The sequence below is a fragment of the Streptomyces sp. NPDC093801 genome (assembly GCF_040701585.1).
GTDB lineage: Bacteria > Actinomycetota > Actinomycetes > Streptomycetales > Streptomycetaceae > Streptomyces.
In genome coordinates, this window is record NZ_JBFBDP010000024.1 from 1 (window position 1) to 15,508 (window position 15,508).

A 15,508-nucleotide genomic window follows, 5' to 3' on the forward strand; every position below is an offset into this window, starting at 1 on the left:
CCGGTCGCACAGTTCAGACCGATCATGTCGATGCCGAGCGGCTCCAGCGCCGTCAACGCCGCACCGATCTCCGAACCCAGCAGCATCGTGCCGGTGGTCTCGACGGTGACGGAGCAGATCAGCGGGACGCTGACGCCGAGGGCCTCCATGGCGCGGCGGGCGCCGATGATGGAGGACTTGGTCTGGAGGAGGTCCTGGGTGGTCTCGACGAGCAGCGCGTCGGCGCCGCCGGAGATCAGGCCCTCGGCGTTGATCTGGTAGGCGTCGCGGATCTGGGCGTAGCCGATGTGGCCGAGGGTGGGCAGCTTGGTGCCGGGGCCGATGGAGCCGAGCACCCAGCGCTGCTGTCCCGTGGAGGCGGTGAACTCGTCGGCGACCTCGCGGGCGATGCGGGCGCCGGCCTCGGAGAGCTCGAAGTTGCGCTCGGGGATGTCGTACTCGGCGAGGGCTGCGTAGTTGGCGCCGAAGGTGTTGGTCTCGACGCAGTCCACGCCCACCGAGAAGTACGCCTCGTGGACCGAGCGGACGATGTCGGGGCGGGTGAGGTTCAGGACCTCGTTGCAGCCTTCGAGCTGCTGGAAGTCTTCCAGGGTGGGGTCCTGTGCCTGGAGCATGGTTCCCATGGCTCCGTCGGCGACGACCACGCGGGTCGCGAGCGCCTCTCGGAGGGCATCGGCCCGGGTCTGGGTGTCTGCGGGCGGGTTCGGCAACGAGGCCATGGTTGAGCTCCCTGGGATGCGACGGCTGTCGGCTTTGCGCCCCCGCTGTGTCAGGGGTGCACGCGGTCAGGGTAACCGCGCGGCACCCGCCCCGGTGAGGGCGTCCCACGTGGCGGACTGCATTCTGTGCGCGGGGGTCGCACGGACGGGTGCGCTGGCCGGCGGCACACCGGAAAACCCCCAACCATGCACGAGGTCGACATCGACCGATAGTGTTCAGCATTGTCGAACTACGTCAGCAGGAGGCTGCGCGATGGCACGGAACATCCAGTCGCTCGAACGAGCCGCTGCGATGCTGCGGCTCCTGGCCGGCGGGGAGCGCCGGCTGGGACTCTCGGACGTGGCGTCCGCCCTGGGCCTGGCCAAGGGCACGGCGCACGGGATCCTGCGCACGCTCCAGGCCGAGGGCTTCGTGGAGCAGGACCCCGCCTCCGGCCGCTACCAGCTGGGCGCGGAGCTGCTGCGGCTGGGCAACAGCTACCTGGACGTCCACGAGCTGCGCGCCCGCGCGCTGGTGTGGACGGACGACCTGGCCCGGGCCAGCGGCGAGAGCGTGTACGTGGGCGTGCTCCACCAGAGCGGGGTGCTGATCATGCACCACGTGTTCCGGCCGGACGACAGCCGTCAGGTGCTGGAGGTGGGGGCCATGCAGCCGCTGCACTCCACCGCCCTGGGCAAGGTGCTGTCGGCCTACGACCCCGTGGCGCACACGGAGGCCCTGGACGCGGAGCGCGAGGCGTTCACGCCCCGTACGGTGACCGACGCGGTGGGCTTCGAGGAGATCCTCGACCTGACCCGGGCGCGCGGCTGGGCGGCCGACGTCGAGGAGACCTGGGAGGGCATCGCCTCGGTGGCGGCGCCGATCCACGACCGGCGCCGGATGCCGGTCGGCGCGGTGGCCGTCGCGGGCGCCGTGGAGCGGGTCTGCGGGGAGTCCGGCGAGCCCCGTCCGGCCCTGGTGGCCTCCGTGCGCGACTGCGCGCGGTCGGTTTCGCGCGACCTCGGAGCAGGCCGGTTCTGAGCTTGACCTGATCCATCTGGTCCACCCCATGGCCGCGTCCCGCGCCATTCGGGTGGACCTCGTCGTTTCCGGCCCGGCCATTGGCTTGATTTGGGCGATCGTACCGAGTGGTAACGATCCGGTTCTTTGACCTGGTCAGGCCTTGACGCGTTCTGAATCCAGGCGGAAAACTGCCGTTCATCGGTCGGCATTGTCGAACACCTACCGGCAATACGCGTTAGGCTAGGGCGAGGCCATGGACCGGTGAAGCACTCACCGAGTGTGCGGACCCACCGGAGGGACCCGGTGTCCGCCCACCCCTGGACGTAAGACAAAGGAGTCGCGGGTGTCCAGCTCCGACATCTTCATCGGCGAGACCATCGGTACCGCCCTGCTCACTCTGCTCGGCGGCGGCGTGTGCGCCGCCCTCACGCTCAAGAGCTCCAAGGCCCGCGGCGCGGGCTGGCTCGCGATCACCTTCGGGTGGGGCTTCGCCGTCCTGATCGCCGCCTACGTCTCCGCGCCGCTCTCCGGTGCGCACCTCAACCCGGCGGTCACCGTCGGCATAGCCGTCAAGACCGGCGAGTGGGGCGACGTCCCCGTCTACCTCGCGGGCCAGCTGCTCGGCGCCATGCTCGGCGCGGTCCTGATGTGGATCACGTACTACGGCCAGTTCCGCGCGCACCTGGCGGACCCGGAGAACATCAAGGACGCCAAGCTCGGTCCCGAGGACCCGCACCCGCACGACGTCGCCGGCCCGGTGCTCGGCATCTTCTCGACCGGCCCCGAGATCCGCAACGTGGTCCAGAACCTCGCCACGGAGATCATCGGCACCTTCGTCCTCGTCATCGCGATCCTCACCCAGGGGCTCCAGGACGAGGGCAAGGGCCTCGGCGTCATCGGCGTCCTCATCACCTCCTTCGTGGTCGTCGGCATCGGCCTCTCGCTGGGCGGCCCGACCGGCTACGCCATCAACCCGGTCCGCGACCTCGGTCCCCGCATAGTCCACGCCCTGCTCCCGCTGCCCAGCAAGGGCGGCTCGGACTGGGGTTACTCCTGGATCCCGGTGGTCGGCCCGCTCGTCGGTGCCGCGCTCGCCGGCGGTCTGTACAACATCGCGTTCGCCTGATCAGCTTCGGCCGCGTTCGTAAGATCCGCACCGCCCTCCTGATTCCGCCTACTCAACAGACCTGCCAGGAGCAGCCACCATGACCAGCAGCACCGGCCCCTTCATCGCCGCGATCGACCAGGGCACCACCTCTTCCCGCTGCATCGTCTTCGACCGCGACGGCCGCATCGTCGCCGTCGACCAGAAGGAACACGAGCAGATCTTCCCGAAGCCGGGCTGGGTCGAGCACGACGCCGCCGAGATCTGGACCAACGTCCAGGAGGTCGTCGCCGGCGCCATCGCCAAGGCCGAGATCACCGCCGCCGACGTCAAGGCCGTCGGCATCACCAACCAGCGCGAGACCACCGTCCTGTGGGACCGCCACACCGGCGAGCCGGTGCACAACGCGCTGGTCTGGCAGGACACCCGCACCGACGCCCTGTGCAAGGAGCTCGGCCGCAACGTCGGCCAGGACCGCTTCCGCCGCGAGACCGGCCTGCCGCTGGCGAGCTACTTCGCCGGCCCGAAGGTCCGCTGGCTGCTCGACAACGTCGAGGGCCTGCGCGAGCGCGCCGAGGCCGGGGACATCCTCTTCGGCACCATGGACTCCTGGGTCATCTGGAACCTCACCGGCGGCGCCCAGGGCGGCGTGCACGTCACCGACGTCACCAACGCCTCGCGCACCATGCTGATGAACCTGCACACCCTGGCGTGGGACGAGAAGATCGCCGAGTCGATGGGCGTCCCGCTCAACGTGCTCCCCGAGATCAAGTCCTCCGCCGAGGTCTACGGCCACGTCAAGGACGGCGTCCTCGCCGGTGTCCCCGTCGCCTCGGCGCTCGGTGACCAGCAGGCCGCCCTCTTCGGCCAGACCTGCTTCGCCGAGGGCGAGGCCAAGTCCACGTACGGCACCGGCACGTTCATGCTGATGAACACCGGCGACAAGATCATCAACTCCTACAGCGGCCTGCTGACCACGGTCGGCTACCAGATCGGCGACCAGAAGCCGGTCTACGCCCTGGAGGGCTCCATCGCCGTCACCGGCTCGCTCGTCCAGTGGATGCGCGACCAGATGGGCCTGATCAAGTCCGCGGCCGAGATCGAGACCCTGGCCTCCTCCGTCGAGGACAACGGCGGCGCCTACTTCGTGCCGGCCTTCTCGGGCCTGTTCGCCCCGTACTGGCGCTCCGACGCCCGCGGTGTGATCGCCGGCCTCACCCGGTACGTCACCAAGGCGCACATCGCCCGTGCCGTCCTGGAGGCCACCGCCTGGCAGACCCGCGAGATCACCGACGCCATGACCAAGGACTCCGGCGTCGAGCTGGCGGCCCTCAAGGTCGACGGTGGTATGACCTCCAACAACCTGCTGATGCAGACGCTCTCGGACTTCCTGGACGCCCCCGTGGTCCGTCCGATGGTCGCCGAGACCACCTGCCTCGGCGCCGCCTACGCCGCCGGCCTGGCCGTCGGCTTCTGGCCGGACACCGACGCCCTGCGCGCCAACTGGCGCCGCGCGGCGGAGTGGACCCCGCGGATGCCCGCCGAGCAGCGGGACCGCGAGTACAAGAACTGGCTCAAGGCCGTCGAGCGGTCCATGGGCTGGATCGACGAAGAGAACGCCGGCTGACCGCACCAGCTGTCGAAATGACGAGGAGCTGAAGAGACATGAGCACCCTGCAGAGCGTCCCCGCACTGGGCACGCACCCGACCGCCGGCTCGAACCCGAGCCGCGCCGAGACCCGTGAGCAGCTGGCCAAGGCCACGTACGACCTGCTGGTCATCGGCGGTGGAATCCTGGGCACCTCGGTGGCCTGGCACGCCGCGCAGTCGGGTCTGCGGGTGGCCATGGTGGACGCCGGCGACTTCGCCGGCGCCACCTCCTCCGCCTCCTCGAAGCTGGTCCACGGCGGTCTGCGCTACCTGCAGACCGGCGCGGTCAAGCTGGTGGCCGAGAACCACCACGAGCGGCGGGTGCTGGCCAAGGACGTGGCCCCGCACCTGGTCAACCCGCTCACGTTCTACCTGCCGGTCTACAAGGGCGGCCCGGTGGGTGCGGCCAAGCTGGGCGCGGGCGTCTTCGCCTACTCCGCCCTCTCGGCCTTCGGCGACGGCATGGGCAAGGTCATATCCCCGGCCCGTGCCGTCGCCGACAACCCCGGCCTGAAGACCGACAACCTCAAGGCCGTCGCGGTCTACTACGACCACCAGATGAACGACTCCCGCGTCGCCGTCATGACGGTCCGCGCGGCCGTCGAGTCGGGTGCGGTCGTCCTCAACCACGCCGAGGTCACCGGCCTGCGCATGACGCGCGGCCGGGTCTCGGGTGCCGAGCTCAAGGACCGCCTCGACGGCACCGAGTTCGGCGTCGACGCCCGCGTCGTGCTCAACGCCACCGGCCCGTGGGTGGACCACCTGCGGCGCATGGAAGACAAGCACGCGCTGCCGTCGATCCGCCTCTCCAAGGGCGCGCACATCGTCATGAAGCGCAAGTCGCCGTGGAAGGCCGCCATGGCCACCCCGATCGACAAGTACCGCATCACCTTCGCCCTGCCGTGGGAGGACCAGCTCCTGCTCGGCACCACGGACGAGGTGTACGAGGGCGACCCGGCGGACGTGCGCGCCACCGAGGCCGACATCCAGCAGATCCTCGACGAGGCCGCCTTCTCCGTGAAGGACGCCGACCTCGACCGTTCCCTGATGACGTACGCCTTCGCCGGCCTGCGCGTGCTGCCGGGCGGCCCCGGCGGCGTCGAGAAGGCCAAGCGCGAGACGGTGGTCTCCGAGGGCGCGGGCGGCATGCTGTCGGTGGCCGGCGGCAAGTGGACCACGTACCGCCACATCGGCCGCGTGGTCATGGACAAGCTCGCCAAGCTCCCGGGCAGCCCGCTGACCGACGACATGGAGCCGGTGAAGTCCCTCGTGCGCCGCGTCCCGCTGCCCGGTGTCGCCAACCCGAACGCCGTCGCGCACCGCCTGCTGGTGGACCGCGAGCCCGGCGCCCGGATGGACCCGCTGACCGCCCGCCACCTGGCCTCGCACTACGACTCGCTGGCCTTCGACATCGCCCGCCTGGCGAACGAGGACCCGGCGCTGGCCGAGCGCATCCACCCGGACGGCCCGGAGATCTGGGCGCAGGTCGCCTACGCCCGTGACCACGAGTGGGCCGAGACCGCGGACGACGTGCTGCGCCGCCGTACGACGGTGACCGTCCGCGGCCTGGACGACGCGTCCGTGCGCGCCCGCGTCGAGGAGATGCTGGCCCGCAAGGCATAGCTCGTAGGCAGGTGGGGAAGAGGGGCGGTTCCGAGGGGAACCGCCCCTCTGTCGTGGGCTGTGGCGGCCGACCCCACAAGGCTTAGGCTTTCCCACGTACACAAGGAACTTCGGAAGGAGACCTGGGTGATCGAGCTTGAGGGCGTGCCCGAGCTGATCGACCCGGTCATGGTGGCCGCGTTCGAGGGCTGGAACGACGCGGGTGACGCCGCCTCCGGTGCGGTGGCGCACCTGGACCGGGAGTGGAAGGGCGAGGTCTTCGCGGCGCTCGACGCCGAGGACTACTACGACTTCCAGGTCAACCGGCCGACGGTGTTCCTGGAGCACGGGGTCAGGAAGATCACCTGGCCGACGACCCGGCTGTCGGTGGTCCGGATCGGCGGCGCGAAGCCGCGCGACCTGGTGCTGGTGCGGGGCATCGAACCGTCCATGCGGTGGCGGTCGTTCTGCAACGAGCTGCTCGGCTTCGCGCACGAACTGGGCGTGGAGATGGTCGTCATCCTGGGCGCACTCCTCGGCGACACCCCGCACACCCGGCCGGTGCCGGTCAGCGGGGTGACGTCCGATCCGGACCTGGCGCGGACCATGGACCTGGAGGAGACCAAGTACGAGGGCCCGACGGGCATCGTGGGCGTGCTCCAGGAGGCCTGTACGCACGCGGGCGTCCCGGCGGTGTCGCTGTGGGCGGCGGTGCCGCACTACGTGTCGCAGCCGCCGAACCCCAAGGCGACGCTGGCGCTGCTGAACCGGCTGGAGGACCTGATCGACATCCGGATCCCCCTCGGGGAGCTGCCGGAGGACGCGCGGGCGTGGCAGCTGGGCGTGGACCAACTGGCCGCCGAGGACAGCGAGGTGGCGGAGTACGTCCAGACGCTGGAGGAGGCGCGGGACACGGCCGACCTGCCGGAGGCGTCGGGGGACGCGATCGCCCGGGAGTTCGAGCGGTACCTGCGGCGGCGGGACCCCTCGGCGTCCCCCGACCCCGGCGACGGGTCCTACCTGCGGGACACCTCCGGGGGGCCGCGCGCTCCGAAGCGCAAGCCGGACCCCTCCGGGGAGGAGCCCCCGGCGTCCCCGCCGGAGGAGCCGGGAGACTCCGGGGACGACTCCCCCGAGGCCTAGCGGTCCGGAAGGGCGGGTCGGGGGCCGGCTGCCGCTGCGCGGGGCCGGTCCCCGACCCGCCCTTCACCCGTTCTCCGGGGCTCCGCCCCGGAGAACGCGCCGCGAACGCCGGCGGGGCTGGACGATCAGCCCCGCCGGCGTTCGAGGCGGAAACGGAGAAGGGGCGGGGCGGGGAGGCGGCTCCGCGCAGCGGCGCCACCGGCCCCACCCCGACCCGGGGTTACAGGGCCACGCCCAGGAGGGCGTCGACCGTACGGGAGACCAGGCCGGGGGCCGTCTCGTCCGTCTCGTCGGAGGCGAGCTGCCGCTCGACCCAGCGGTCCACCGCCGCGAGGGCCGCAGGGGCGTCCAGGTCGCGGGCGAGGGCCTCGCGGACCTCCTCCACCAGGCCGTCCGCCGGGACCCCGTCCGGGCGGGAGACGGCCGCGCGCCAGCGGGCCAGACGGGCCTCCGCCTCCGCGAGGACCGCGTCCGTCCACTCCCAGTCCGCCCGGTAGTGGTGCGAGAGCAGCGCCAGGCGGATGGCCGCCGGGTCGACCCCGGCGCGCCGCAGGGCGGAGACGAAGACCAGGTTGCCCTTGGACTTCGACATCTTCTCGCCGTGCAGGGCGACCATGCCCGCGTGGACGTACGCCTTGGCCATCGGGAACTCGCCCGTCAGCGCGTGCGCGTGCGAGGCGCCCATCTCGTGGTGCGGGAAGGCGAGGTCGGAGCCGCCGCCCTGGATGTCGAAGCCCATGCCCAGGTGTTCCAGGGCGATGGCCACGCACTCGATGTGCCAGCCCGGACGGCCGCGCCCCAGCGAGGCGCCGTCCCAGCTCGGGTCGCCCGGGCGGGCGGCCATCCACAGCATCGGGTCCAGGGGGTTCTTCTTGCCCGGGCGGTCCGGGTCGCCGCCGCGCTCCGCGGACAGCAGCCGCATCGCCTGCGCGTCGAGGTGGGAGACCCCGCCGAAGTGCGGGTCGGACTCCACCGAGAAGTAGATGTCGCCGTCGAGCTCGTAGGCGGCACCCGCGTCGCGCAGCCGCTCGACCAGCGGCACGATGCCGGGTATGGCCTCGACGGCGCCGATGTAGTGCTGCGGGGGCAGCATCCGAAGGGCGGTCATGTCCTCGCGGAAGAGGGCCGTCTCGCGCTCCGCCAGCTCGGTCCAGTCGTGTCCGTCGCGCAGCGCCCGCTCCAGCAGCGGATCGTCCACGTCCGTGACGTTCTGGACGTAGTGGACCTGGCGCTTGTTGTCGAGCCACACGCGCTGCACGAGGTCGAACGCGTTGTAGGTCGCCGCGTGACCGATGTGGGTCGCGTCGTACGGCGTGATGCCGCAGACGTAGAGGCGGGCGACGGGACCGGGGTCGAGGGTGACCGTCCCCTGGGTCGCGGTGTCGTGGATCTGGAGGTCGCGGCCCTTGCCGGGCAGGGCGGGGACCTCAGAAGCGGGCCAGGCATGCATGCTTCGAGCCTAACCGGACGACTGTTCCGGAAACGAATGGGAGCCGCACTGTTGGCTTGATCGACACCCTTGCGCTCCGGCTGGAACTGTGCGTTCGCCCCCGTCGGGCGCCCGCCCTGCTCAGACGGGCGGCCAGGGGATCGCCGGCCACTGCCCGGACGGCTTCGGGTGCGTCCCGCTGCGCAGCAGCAGGGCCACGCGGCCCCGTACGGCTGCCAGCTCGGCGGGGGTGATCAGTTCGCCCAGCCGGGTGGCGAGCGGGCCGTCCTCGGCCAGCTGGGCCTCCAGGGAGGCCAGCACCGACCGCGCCTCGCCGGTCAGGGGCTCCCCCGCCCAGCCCCAGAGCAGGGTGCGCAGCTTGTCCTCCGAGTGGAAGGTCACACCGTGGTCGATGCCGTAGAGCCTGCCGTCGGGGGCGGGCAGCAGGTGGCCGCCCTTGCGGTCGCCGTTGTTGATCACGGCGTCGAGGACGGCGAGCCGGCGCAGCCTGGGGTCGTCGGCGTGGACGAGCAGGGCCGTACGGCCCTCCCCGACCTCGGCGAGGGCGACCGCCTTCCAGCCCTCCCCGGCCTCCTCGCCGTCCACGAGCGCGAGCAGCCCCGGCTCCGGCTGTTCTCCGGCGTCGATCCAGTGCTGCACCATGCCTTCTCCGTAGGGGCCGTCGCGCAGCACGGTCGTGGGCACGAGCCCCCAGCCGGTGGCCTCGGAGACGAGGTAGGCGGCGCGTTCGCGCCGGGCGAGGTTGCCGTCGGGGAAGTCCCACAGCGGCCGCTCGCCCTTGACCGGCTTGTAGACGCACTCCGCGGTGCGGCCCTCGTGGGCGACGGTGCACAGCAGTACGGCGTTGGACGCCTCGGCGATCCGGCCGCGGACGGTGAGCTCACCGCGGGTGAGCAGCTCCTCGATCGGGGTCACGGCGCTCACACCTGGCGCCGGTACCCGTTCTGGCGGGGGCAGACGTGCCCCTCGGGGTCCAGGGGCAGGCTGCACAGCGGGCACGGCGGGCGGCCGGCGTTGACCACGTCCAGGGCCCGTTTGGCGAAGGCCCGGGCCTGCGCGCCGGAGAGCCGGACGCGCAGCATGGGCGGGCCGTTCTCCTCGTCCTGGAGCAGCCGCTCCTCGGCCTCGGCGAGGTCCTCCTCGGAGTCGGCTTCGAGCTCGACGAGCGCCTGGGCCTCGACGATCATGCGCTGCTGTTCGCCGTCCCAGGCGAGGGCCATCGTGCCGACGCGGAACTCCTCCTCGACGGGGACGTCGAGCGGGGCGGTGTCGGCCGCCTCGGTGGAGGCGACGGCCGGGACGGGGGCGTTGCCGCCGGTCCGCCGGACGACCTCGTCCAGCAGTTCGTCCATGCGCTCGGCGAGCGCCGCGACCTGGGTCTTCTCCAGGGAGACACTGGTGACGCGGGGGCCCTGGGAGGCCTGGAGGAAGAAGGTGCGACGTCCAGGCAGACCGACGGTGCCCGCCACGAAGCGGTCCGGCGGGTCGTAAAGGAACACCTGACGGGGCACGACCGGTCTCCAAGTCTGGGGCGGGGGCAGGGCTGCGCACTTGTGTTGGCCCTGCCACCCTACTGCGCCGTCCGATCAGGCCGCGCCCGCGCCGCCTCCCACGACGGCGTTGCCGCCGCCCTCCGCCGCGTTCTCCGCGGGCGGGGCCGCGGCCGGGATCAGGGGGGCCAGGTCGCCGGTGTCCCCGAGGCGCAGCAGGAAGGGCCTGGTGGGGGTGTAGCGGATGGCGGTGACCGAGCAGGGGTCGACGTGGATCCGCTGGAAGAGGTCGAGGTGCATGCCGAGGGCGTCGGCGACGACGGACTTGATGATGTCGCCGTGGGAGCACATGAGGAAGACGGCGTCGGGGCCGTGCTCCTCCTCGATCCGCGCGTTCCACTCGCGCACGGCGTCCACGGCGCGGTTCTGCATGGCGCGCATGGACTCTCCGCCGGGGAAGGAGGCGGCCGAGGGGTGCTGCTGGACGATCTTCATGAGGGGTTCGTCGGCGAGTTCGGACAGCTTCCGGCCCGACCAGTCGCCGTAGTGGCACTCGCCGATCCGCTCGTCGGTGTGCAGGGGCAGGCCGGGGCGGGCGGCCAGCAGCGGGGCCAGGGTCTCGCGGCAGCGCTGGAGCGGGCTGCACACGGCGGCCGCGAGCGGCACCCCGTCGAGCCGTCCGGGCAGCGCGGCCGCCTGTCCGGCGCCGCGCTCGTCGAGGGCGACCCCGGGGGTCCAGCCGGCGAGCAAGCCTGCGGTGTTGGCGGTGGACCGCCCGTGTCGTACGAGGATCAGCGTGGCCATGGGAGCAGCCTAAGCGGTGGCGTCGGCGTGCGGGCGGGCCGCGGTGGGGGAAGAATGCCCGGCGTGATTGTGGACTGCGCGATGTACCGGGAAGGCAGGCGCTCCGAGGCCCCGGGGGACCTCTCGGAGGCCCTGGCCCTGGCGCGCTCGGCCGGCGACGCCTTCCTGTGGATCGGCATGTACGAGCCGACGGAGAAGGAGTTCTCCCACGTCAGCCGTGAGTTCGGGCTGCACAGGCTGGCGGTGGAGGACGCGCTGACCGCGCACCAGCGGCCGAAGCTGGAGGTGTACGACGACTCCCTGTTCGTCGTCCTCAAGCCGGTCCTGTACGACGACGACACGGACGTGGTGACCGCGGGGGAGCTGATGCTGTTCATCGGCGACTCGTTCGTGGTGACCGTCCGGCACGGCGAGGGGGCCGCGCTGGCGGCCGTGCGCCGGCGGCTGGAGCACGAGCCGGAGGTGCTGCGGCACGGGCCCACGGCGGTGCTGTACGCGGTGTCCGACGCGGTGGTGGACCACTACATCGAGGTGGCGGCCGAGCTCCAGGCGGACCTGGAGGAGCTGGAGGCGGAGGTGTTCGCCCCGCAGACCGCGGACACCAAGAACACCGCCGCCCGGATCTACGGGTTCAAGCGGCAGGTGCTGGAGTTCCGGCGGGCGACGAGCCCGCTGCTCCAGCCGATGGACCGGCTCGCCTTCGGTAACGTGCCCTTCGTGCACGACCACGCCCGGCCGTTCTTCCGGGACGTCGCCGACCACCTGACGAAGGCGAACGAGTACATCGAGGGGCTGGACCGGCTGCTGTCGGACGCGCTGGCCGCGCACCTGGCGCAGATGGGCGTCCGGCAGAACGACGACATGCGCAAGATCTCCGCCTGGGCGGCCATGGCGGCCGTGCCGACGATGGTGGCGGGGATCTACGGGATGAACTTCACGCACATGCCGGAGCTCGGGGAGTGGTGGGGCTATCCCGCGGTGCTGGTGCTCATGGTGGGCCTGTGCCTGGGCCTGCACCGGATGTTCAAGCGGCGCGGCTGGCTGTGAGGGCCGCCGGCTCCCGGGCGGGGTGCTCCTACGCGGGGGCGGGGACGGGCCGGCCGCCCAGGGGGTCCGGGCGCCCGGGCGGGCGCAGCCCGATCATGCGGTGCCAGCCGCTGAAGCGCTCGTACGCGTACACGGCCCCGATCCCGGCGGAGAGCGCGGCCCGCTTGGGCGCGGGCCAGTGCAGCAGCCGGCCCATGTGGTCCATGACGGCCCGGCTGACGTCCCGGTAGACGGCGATCTCGGCGAGGGCGCTGGCGCGCAGCACCCGCTGCACGGCCCGGCCGTGCCCGTGGCGGGCGAGGCGCAGCAGCTCCTCGTTGCAGTAGGCGAGGTGGTTGTCCTCGTCGTGGCTGATGACCCTGACGGCCTTGCCGATCTCGGGGTGGTCGCCGAAGTGGCGCAGGAGCATCGCCATCTGTTCGGCGGCCCGCTGCTCGGTGACCCGGCTGTGGGCGAGGTAGACGAGGACGTCCTGCTCGCTCAGCGGCTCCTCGCGGCGCAGCTTGTCGTGGGCGAGGCCGATGCCGCGGCGTTCGAGGAGCATCGTGTAGTCGGTCTCCGGCGGGACGGGGACGGCGGGCAGGCCGCGCTTGCGCAGCAGGGCGCGGAAGATGCGGCCGTGCTTGTCCTCGTCGGCGCCGTGGCGGGTGATCTTGGGGGCGAGGTCGCGCAGGGTGCCGGGGACGAGGGCGGCGATCCTGGCGTTCTCCCAGCCGCCCTGCGATTCCCCGCTGGCGGCGATGGAGCAGAACAGCTGGAAGGAGTCGTCGTGGTCGACGATCTCCTGGAACAGGCTGCGCGCAGAGAGCATGGAACGAGTCAAATGCCGAGGGGACGGGCGGGCAACCGAGGGGTCGCGGGACTCGCCCGAATGAACGAAACCGCGACCCGGGCCGCGGGGCGTAACCCCGCGGGCGGGCCGCGCGTTGTTCGCTGTGTCGGCCGTGGCGGGGAAGACCCCCCGAGCCCCCACCACGGCCGCTGAGCCCTTCCGGGCCCTGCGGGTCCCGCGCGCGTCAGGCCAGTCCGGCCAGCTCCAGCGCCTCGGTGCCGGCCCGCAGGGCGGTGAGCCGCTCGTCCAGGGTGAATCCGGCCGGGGCGAGGGTGAGGGTGGTGACCCCGGCGTCCGCGTAGGCCCGCATCCCGTCGGCGATGCGCTCCACGGAGCCGAGCAGGGTGGTGGAGTCGATCAGCGAGTGCGGGACGGCGGCGGCCGCGCCGTCCTTGTCGCCGCCCAGGTACTTGGCCTGGATCTCGGCGGCCTCCTTCTCGTACCCCATCCGCTGGGCGAGCTGGTTGTAGAAGTTCTGCTTGGGGCTGCCCATGCCGCCGACGTACAGGGCGGTGTAGGGGCGGAACATGTCCGCGAGGCCCGTCACGTCGTCGCCGACGGCCAGCGGCACGGTCGGGCAGACGTCGAAGCCGTCCATGGTCAGCCCGGCCTTCGCACGGCCCGCGCGGATGTGGCGCAGGGCCGTCTCCTCCAGGTGCTCGGCGGCCGGGAAGATCAGCAGGGCGCCGTCGGCGATCTCGCCGGTCTGCTCCAGGTTCTTGGGCCCGATGGCGGCGACGTAGAGCGGGATGTGCGGGCGCTCGGGGTGCACGGTCAGCTTGAGCGGCTTGCCGGGGCCGCCGGGCAGCGGGAGGGTCCAGTGCTCGCCCTCGTAGCTGAGGCGCTCGCGGCTCATGGCCTTGCGGACGATCTCCACGTACTCGCGCGTCCGGGCGAGCGGCTTGTCGAACTTGACGCCGTACCAGCCCTCGGAGACCTGGGGTCCGGAGACGCCGAGGCCGAGGCGGAAGCGGCCCTTGGTGAGGGAGTCGAGGGTGGCGGCGGTCATGGCCGTCATCGCGGGCTGGCGGGCCGGGATCTGGAAGATGGCCGAGCCGACGTCGATCCGCTCGGTCTGGGCGGCGACCCAGGCCAGTACGGTCGCCGCGTCGGAGCCGTAGGCCTCGGCCGCCCAGCAGACGTCGTAGCCGAGGCGGTCGGCCTCCTGGGCGACGGCGAGGTTGTCGGCGTCCATGCCCGCACCCCAGTAGCCGAGATTGATGCCGAGCCGCATGTGTCGTCCCCTTACGAAGTGCCGGTTTACCGCTCAGTAACGTAGGTCTGCGCAGGGACTCTAGCGCGCCCGACGGCCTCGCGGCAGTGCCCCAGTAGTCTCAGCGGTCATGGAGCAGAGGCATCTCGGCCGCACCGGACTGCGCGTCTCCCGGATCGGCCTCGGCACCCTGACCTGGGGCCGCGACACCGGCGAGGAAGCCGCCGCCGAGCAGTTGAAGACGTTCTGGGAGGCGGGCGGCACGCTCGTCGACACGGCCGACGTGTACGGGGGCGGGGAGTCGGAGTACCTCCTGGGGCGGCTGGTGGGCTCCCTCGTCCCGCGCCGGGACCTGGTCATCGCGACGAAGGCGGGCAGCGTCCCCGACCCGGAGCGGCGCTTCGACGGCTCGCGCGGGCACCTGCTGGCTGCGCTGGACGACTCCCTGGACCGCCTGGGCACCGACCACGTGGACCTGTGGCAGGTCCACGCCTTCGATCCGCAGACCCCGCTCGACGAGACCCTCCAGGCGCTGGACCTGGCCGTCTCCAGCGGGCGCGCCCGGTACGCGGGGGTGTCGAACTTCAGCGGCTGGCAGCTGGCGAAGGCCGCGACCTGGCAGCTGGCCGCCCCGGGGGTGCGGACCCGGCTGGCCTCGACCCAGATGGAGTACTCCCTGCTCCAGCGGGGCGTCGAACGGGAGGTGCTCCCGGCGGCCCTGGACCTGGGCGTCGGCCTGCTCCCCTGCTCCCCGCTGGGCCGGGGGGTGCTCACCGCCAAGTACCGCGACGGGACCCCGGCGGACTCCCGGGGTGCGTCGGCCTCCCTGGCGGCCTTCGTGGAGCCGTACCTCGACGAGGCGGCGGGCCGGATCGTGGACGCGGTCGTCACGGCCGCCCAGGGCCTGGCCGTGACCCCGCTCCAGGTGGCCCTGGCCTGGGTCCGCGACCGTCCCGGGGTCGCCGCGCCCATCGTCGGCGCGCGGACGTCGGCGCAGCTCGGGGCGGCGCTGTCGGTGGAGGCCCTTAGTCTTCCGGAGGAGATCCGCCGGGCGCTGGACGACGTGTCCGCGCCCGTGCACCGCTACCCCGACCAGGACTGGAGCACGTTGTGAGCACGGACCCCGAAGCCGCCCCCGCCGACCCGGCAGCCGCCGAGCCCGCGGCCGGGCCGGAGCCGGACCAGTCCGTGCCCGGCACCGCCGCCCCCACCCCGCCCGGCGAACCGCACCACCCCGCGGCCGACGAGGCCCCGGCCACCCCCGCCGAGCCCGGCGAACCCGCACCGCACCGGGCCCCGGAGCCGACGCCCGGCGAACCCGCGGCGAAGCCGGAGGACGACACGCCCGGCGGGCCCGGGGCGTACCCCCACGACGGCGCGGCCGGCGATGCCGGGCCGGAGCCCGAGGAGGGCGTGTCCGACGCGAGCGAGGACGAGGCCCGGGACGGCA

General features: G+C 72.5%; 14 protein-coding genes and 1 pseudogene. 8 read left to right on the forward strand and 7 right to left on the reverse strand.

The window, feature by feature from the left end:
* Positions 1 to 719 (reverse strand): homocysteine S-methyltransferase family protein (locus AB0469_RS26500; protein WP_366453949.1); only part of this gene is annotated, 719 nt, incomplete at its 3' end.
* 253 nt (positions 720 to 972) lie between these two features.
* On the opposite strand from AB0469_RS26500, the gene AB0469_RS26505 reads away from it, so the two are divergent.
* From AB0469_RS26505 to AB0469_RS26525, 5 genes are all read left to right on the forward strand, one after another.
* Positions 973 to 1,740, forward strand: a complete 768-nt coding sequence (locus AB0469_RS26505; RefSeq protein ID WP_366453950.1) for an IclR family transcriptional regulator — start codon at positions 973 to 975, stop codon at positions 1,738 to 1,740.
* Between the two features lie 325 nt (positions 1,741 to 2,065).
* Positions 2,066 to 2,848 carry an MIP/aquaporin family protein gene (locus AB0469_RS26510; protein WP_366453951.1) on the forward strand — a complete coding sequence of 261 codons (783 nt, stop codon included), beginning with the start codon at positions 2,066 to 2,068 and terminating at the stop codon, positions 2,846 to 2,848.
* 79 nt (positions 2,849 to 2,927) lie between these two features.
* Positions 2,928 to 4,454 carry a glycerol kinase GlpK gene (gene glpK, locus AB0469_RS26515; protein ID WP_366453952.1) on the forward strand — a complete coding sequence of 509 codons (1,527 nt, stop codon included), beginning with the start codon at positions 2,928 to 2,930 and terminating at the stop codon, positions 4,452 to 4,454.
* 38 nt (positions 4,455 to 4,492) lie between these two features.
* Positions 4,493 to 6,100 (forward strand): glycerol-3-phosphate dehydrogenase/oxidase, encoded by a 1,608-nt coding sequence (locus tag AB0469_RS26520; protein ID WP_366453953.1) that lies wholly within the window; start codon positions 4,493 to 4,495, stop codon positions 6,098 to 6,100.
* A gap of 126 nt (positions 6,101 to 6,226) precedes the next feature.
* A complete protein-coding gene (locus tag AB0469_RS26525; protein ID WP_366453954.1) occupies positions 6,227 to 7,222 on the forward strand; it encodes a PAC2 family protein in 996 nt (331 codons plus the stop codon).
* Between the two features lie 220 nt (positions 7,223 to 7,442).
* Here the strand turns inward: AB0469_RS26525 and mshC are convergent, their stop codons facing one another.
* From mshC to AB0469_RS26545, 4 genes are all read right to left on the reverse strand, one after another.
* Complete coding sequence (gene mshC / locus AB0469_RS26530; RefSeq protein ID WP_366453955.1) at positions 7,443 to 8,672, reverse strand: cysteine--1-D-myo-inosityl 2-amino-2-deoxy-alpha-D-glucopyranoside ligase; 1,230 nt, start codon at positions 8,670 to 8,672, stop codon at positions 7,443 to 7,445.
* Positions 8,673 to 8,792: 120 nt separating this feature from the next.
* Positions 8,793 to 9,587, reverse strand: a complete 795-nt coding sequence (locus AB0469_RS26535; RefSeq protein WP_366453956.1) for an SCO1664 family protein — start codon at positions 9,585 to 9,587, stop codon at positions 8,793 to 8,795.
* Between the two features lie 5 nt (positions 9,588 to 9,592).
* A complete protein-coding gene (locus tag AB0469_RS26540) occupies positions 9,593 to 10,183 on the reverse strand; it encodes a DUF3090 domain-containing protein (protein WP_366453957.1) in 591 nt (196 codons plus the stop codon).
* Between the two features lie 75 nt (positions 10,184 to 10,258).
* Positions 10,259 to 10,966 carry a histidine phosphatase family protein gene (locus AB0469_RS26545; protein WP_366453958.1) on the reverse strand — a complete coding sequence of 236 codons (708 nt, stop codon included), beginning with the start codon at positions 10,964 to 10,966 and terminating at the stop codon, positions 10,259 to 10,261.
* Positions 10,967 to 11,020: 54 nt separating this feature from the next.
* Here AB0469_RS26545 and corA point away from each other — a divergent pair, with 54 nt between their 5' ends.
* Positions 11,021 to 12,013 (forward strand): magnesium/cobalt transporter CorA, encoded by a 993-nt coding sequence (gene corA, locus AB0469_RS26550; RefSeq protein WP_366453959.1) that lies wholly within the window; start codon positions 11,021 to 11,023, stop codon positions 12,011 to 12,013.
* Positions 12,014 to 12,041: 28 nt separating this feature from the next.
* On the opposite strand, the gene AB0469_RS26555 is transcribed toward corA, so the two are convergent.
* A complete protein-coding gene (locus tag AB0469_RS26555; protein WP_366453960.1) occupies positions 12,042 to 12,824 on the reverse strand; it encodes a ferritin-like domain-containing protein in 783 nt (260 codons plus the stop codon).
* A 205-nt stretch (positions 12,825 to 13,029) separates the two neighbouring features.
* The gene (locus AB0469_RS26560; RefSeq protein ID WP_366453961.1) at positions 13,030 to 14,079 is read right to left on the reverse strand and encodes an LLM class F420-dependent oxidoreductase; all 1,050 of its coding nucleotides are present in this window, start codon (positions 14,077 to 14,079) and stop codon (positions 13,030 to 13,032) included.
* A 109-nt stretch (positions 14,080 to 14,188) separates the two neighbouring features.
* On the opposite strand from AB0469_RS26560, the gene AB0469_RS26565 reads away from it, so the two are divergent.
* Together AB0469_RS26565 and AB0469_RS26570 are read left to right on the forward strand one after the other, a co-directional pair.
* Positions 14,189 to 15,172, forward strand: coding sequence for an aldo/keto reductase (locus AB0469_RS26565; protein WP_366453962.1), 984 nt, complete (start codon positions 14,189 to 14,191; stop codon positions 15,170 to 15,172).
* Positions 15,169 to 15,508 (forward strand): annotated as a pseudogene (locus tag AB0469_RS26570) (hypothetical protein); the annotation flags it as partial. The gene AB0469_RS26565 and the pseudogene AB0469_RS26570, both read left to right, overlap by 4 nt.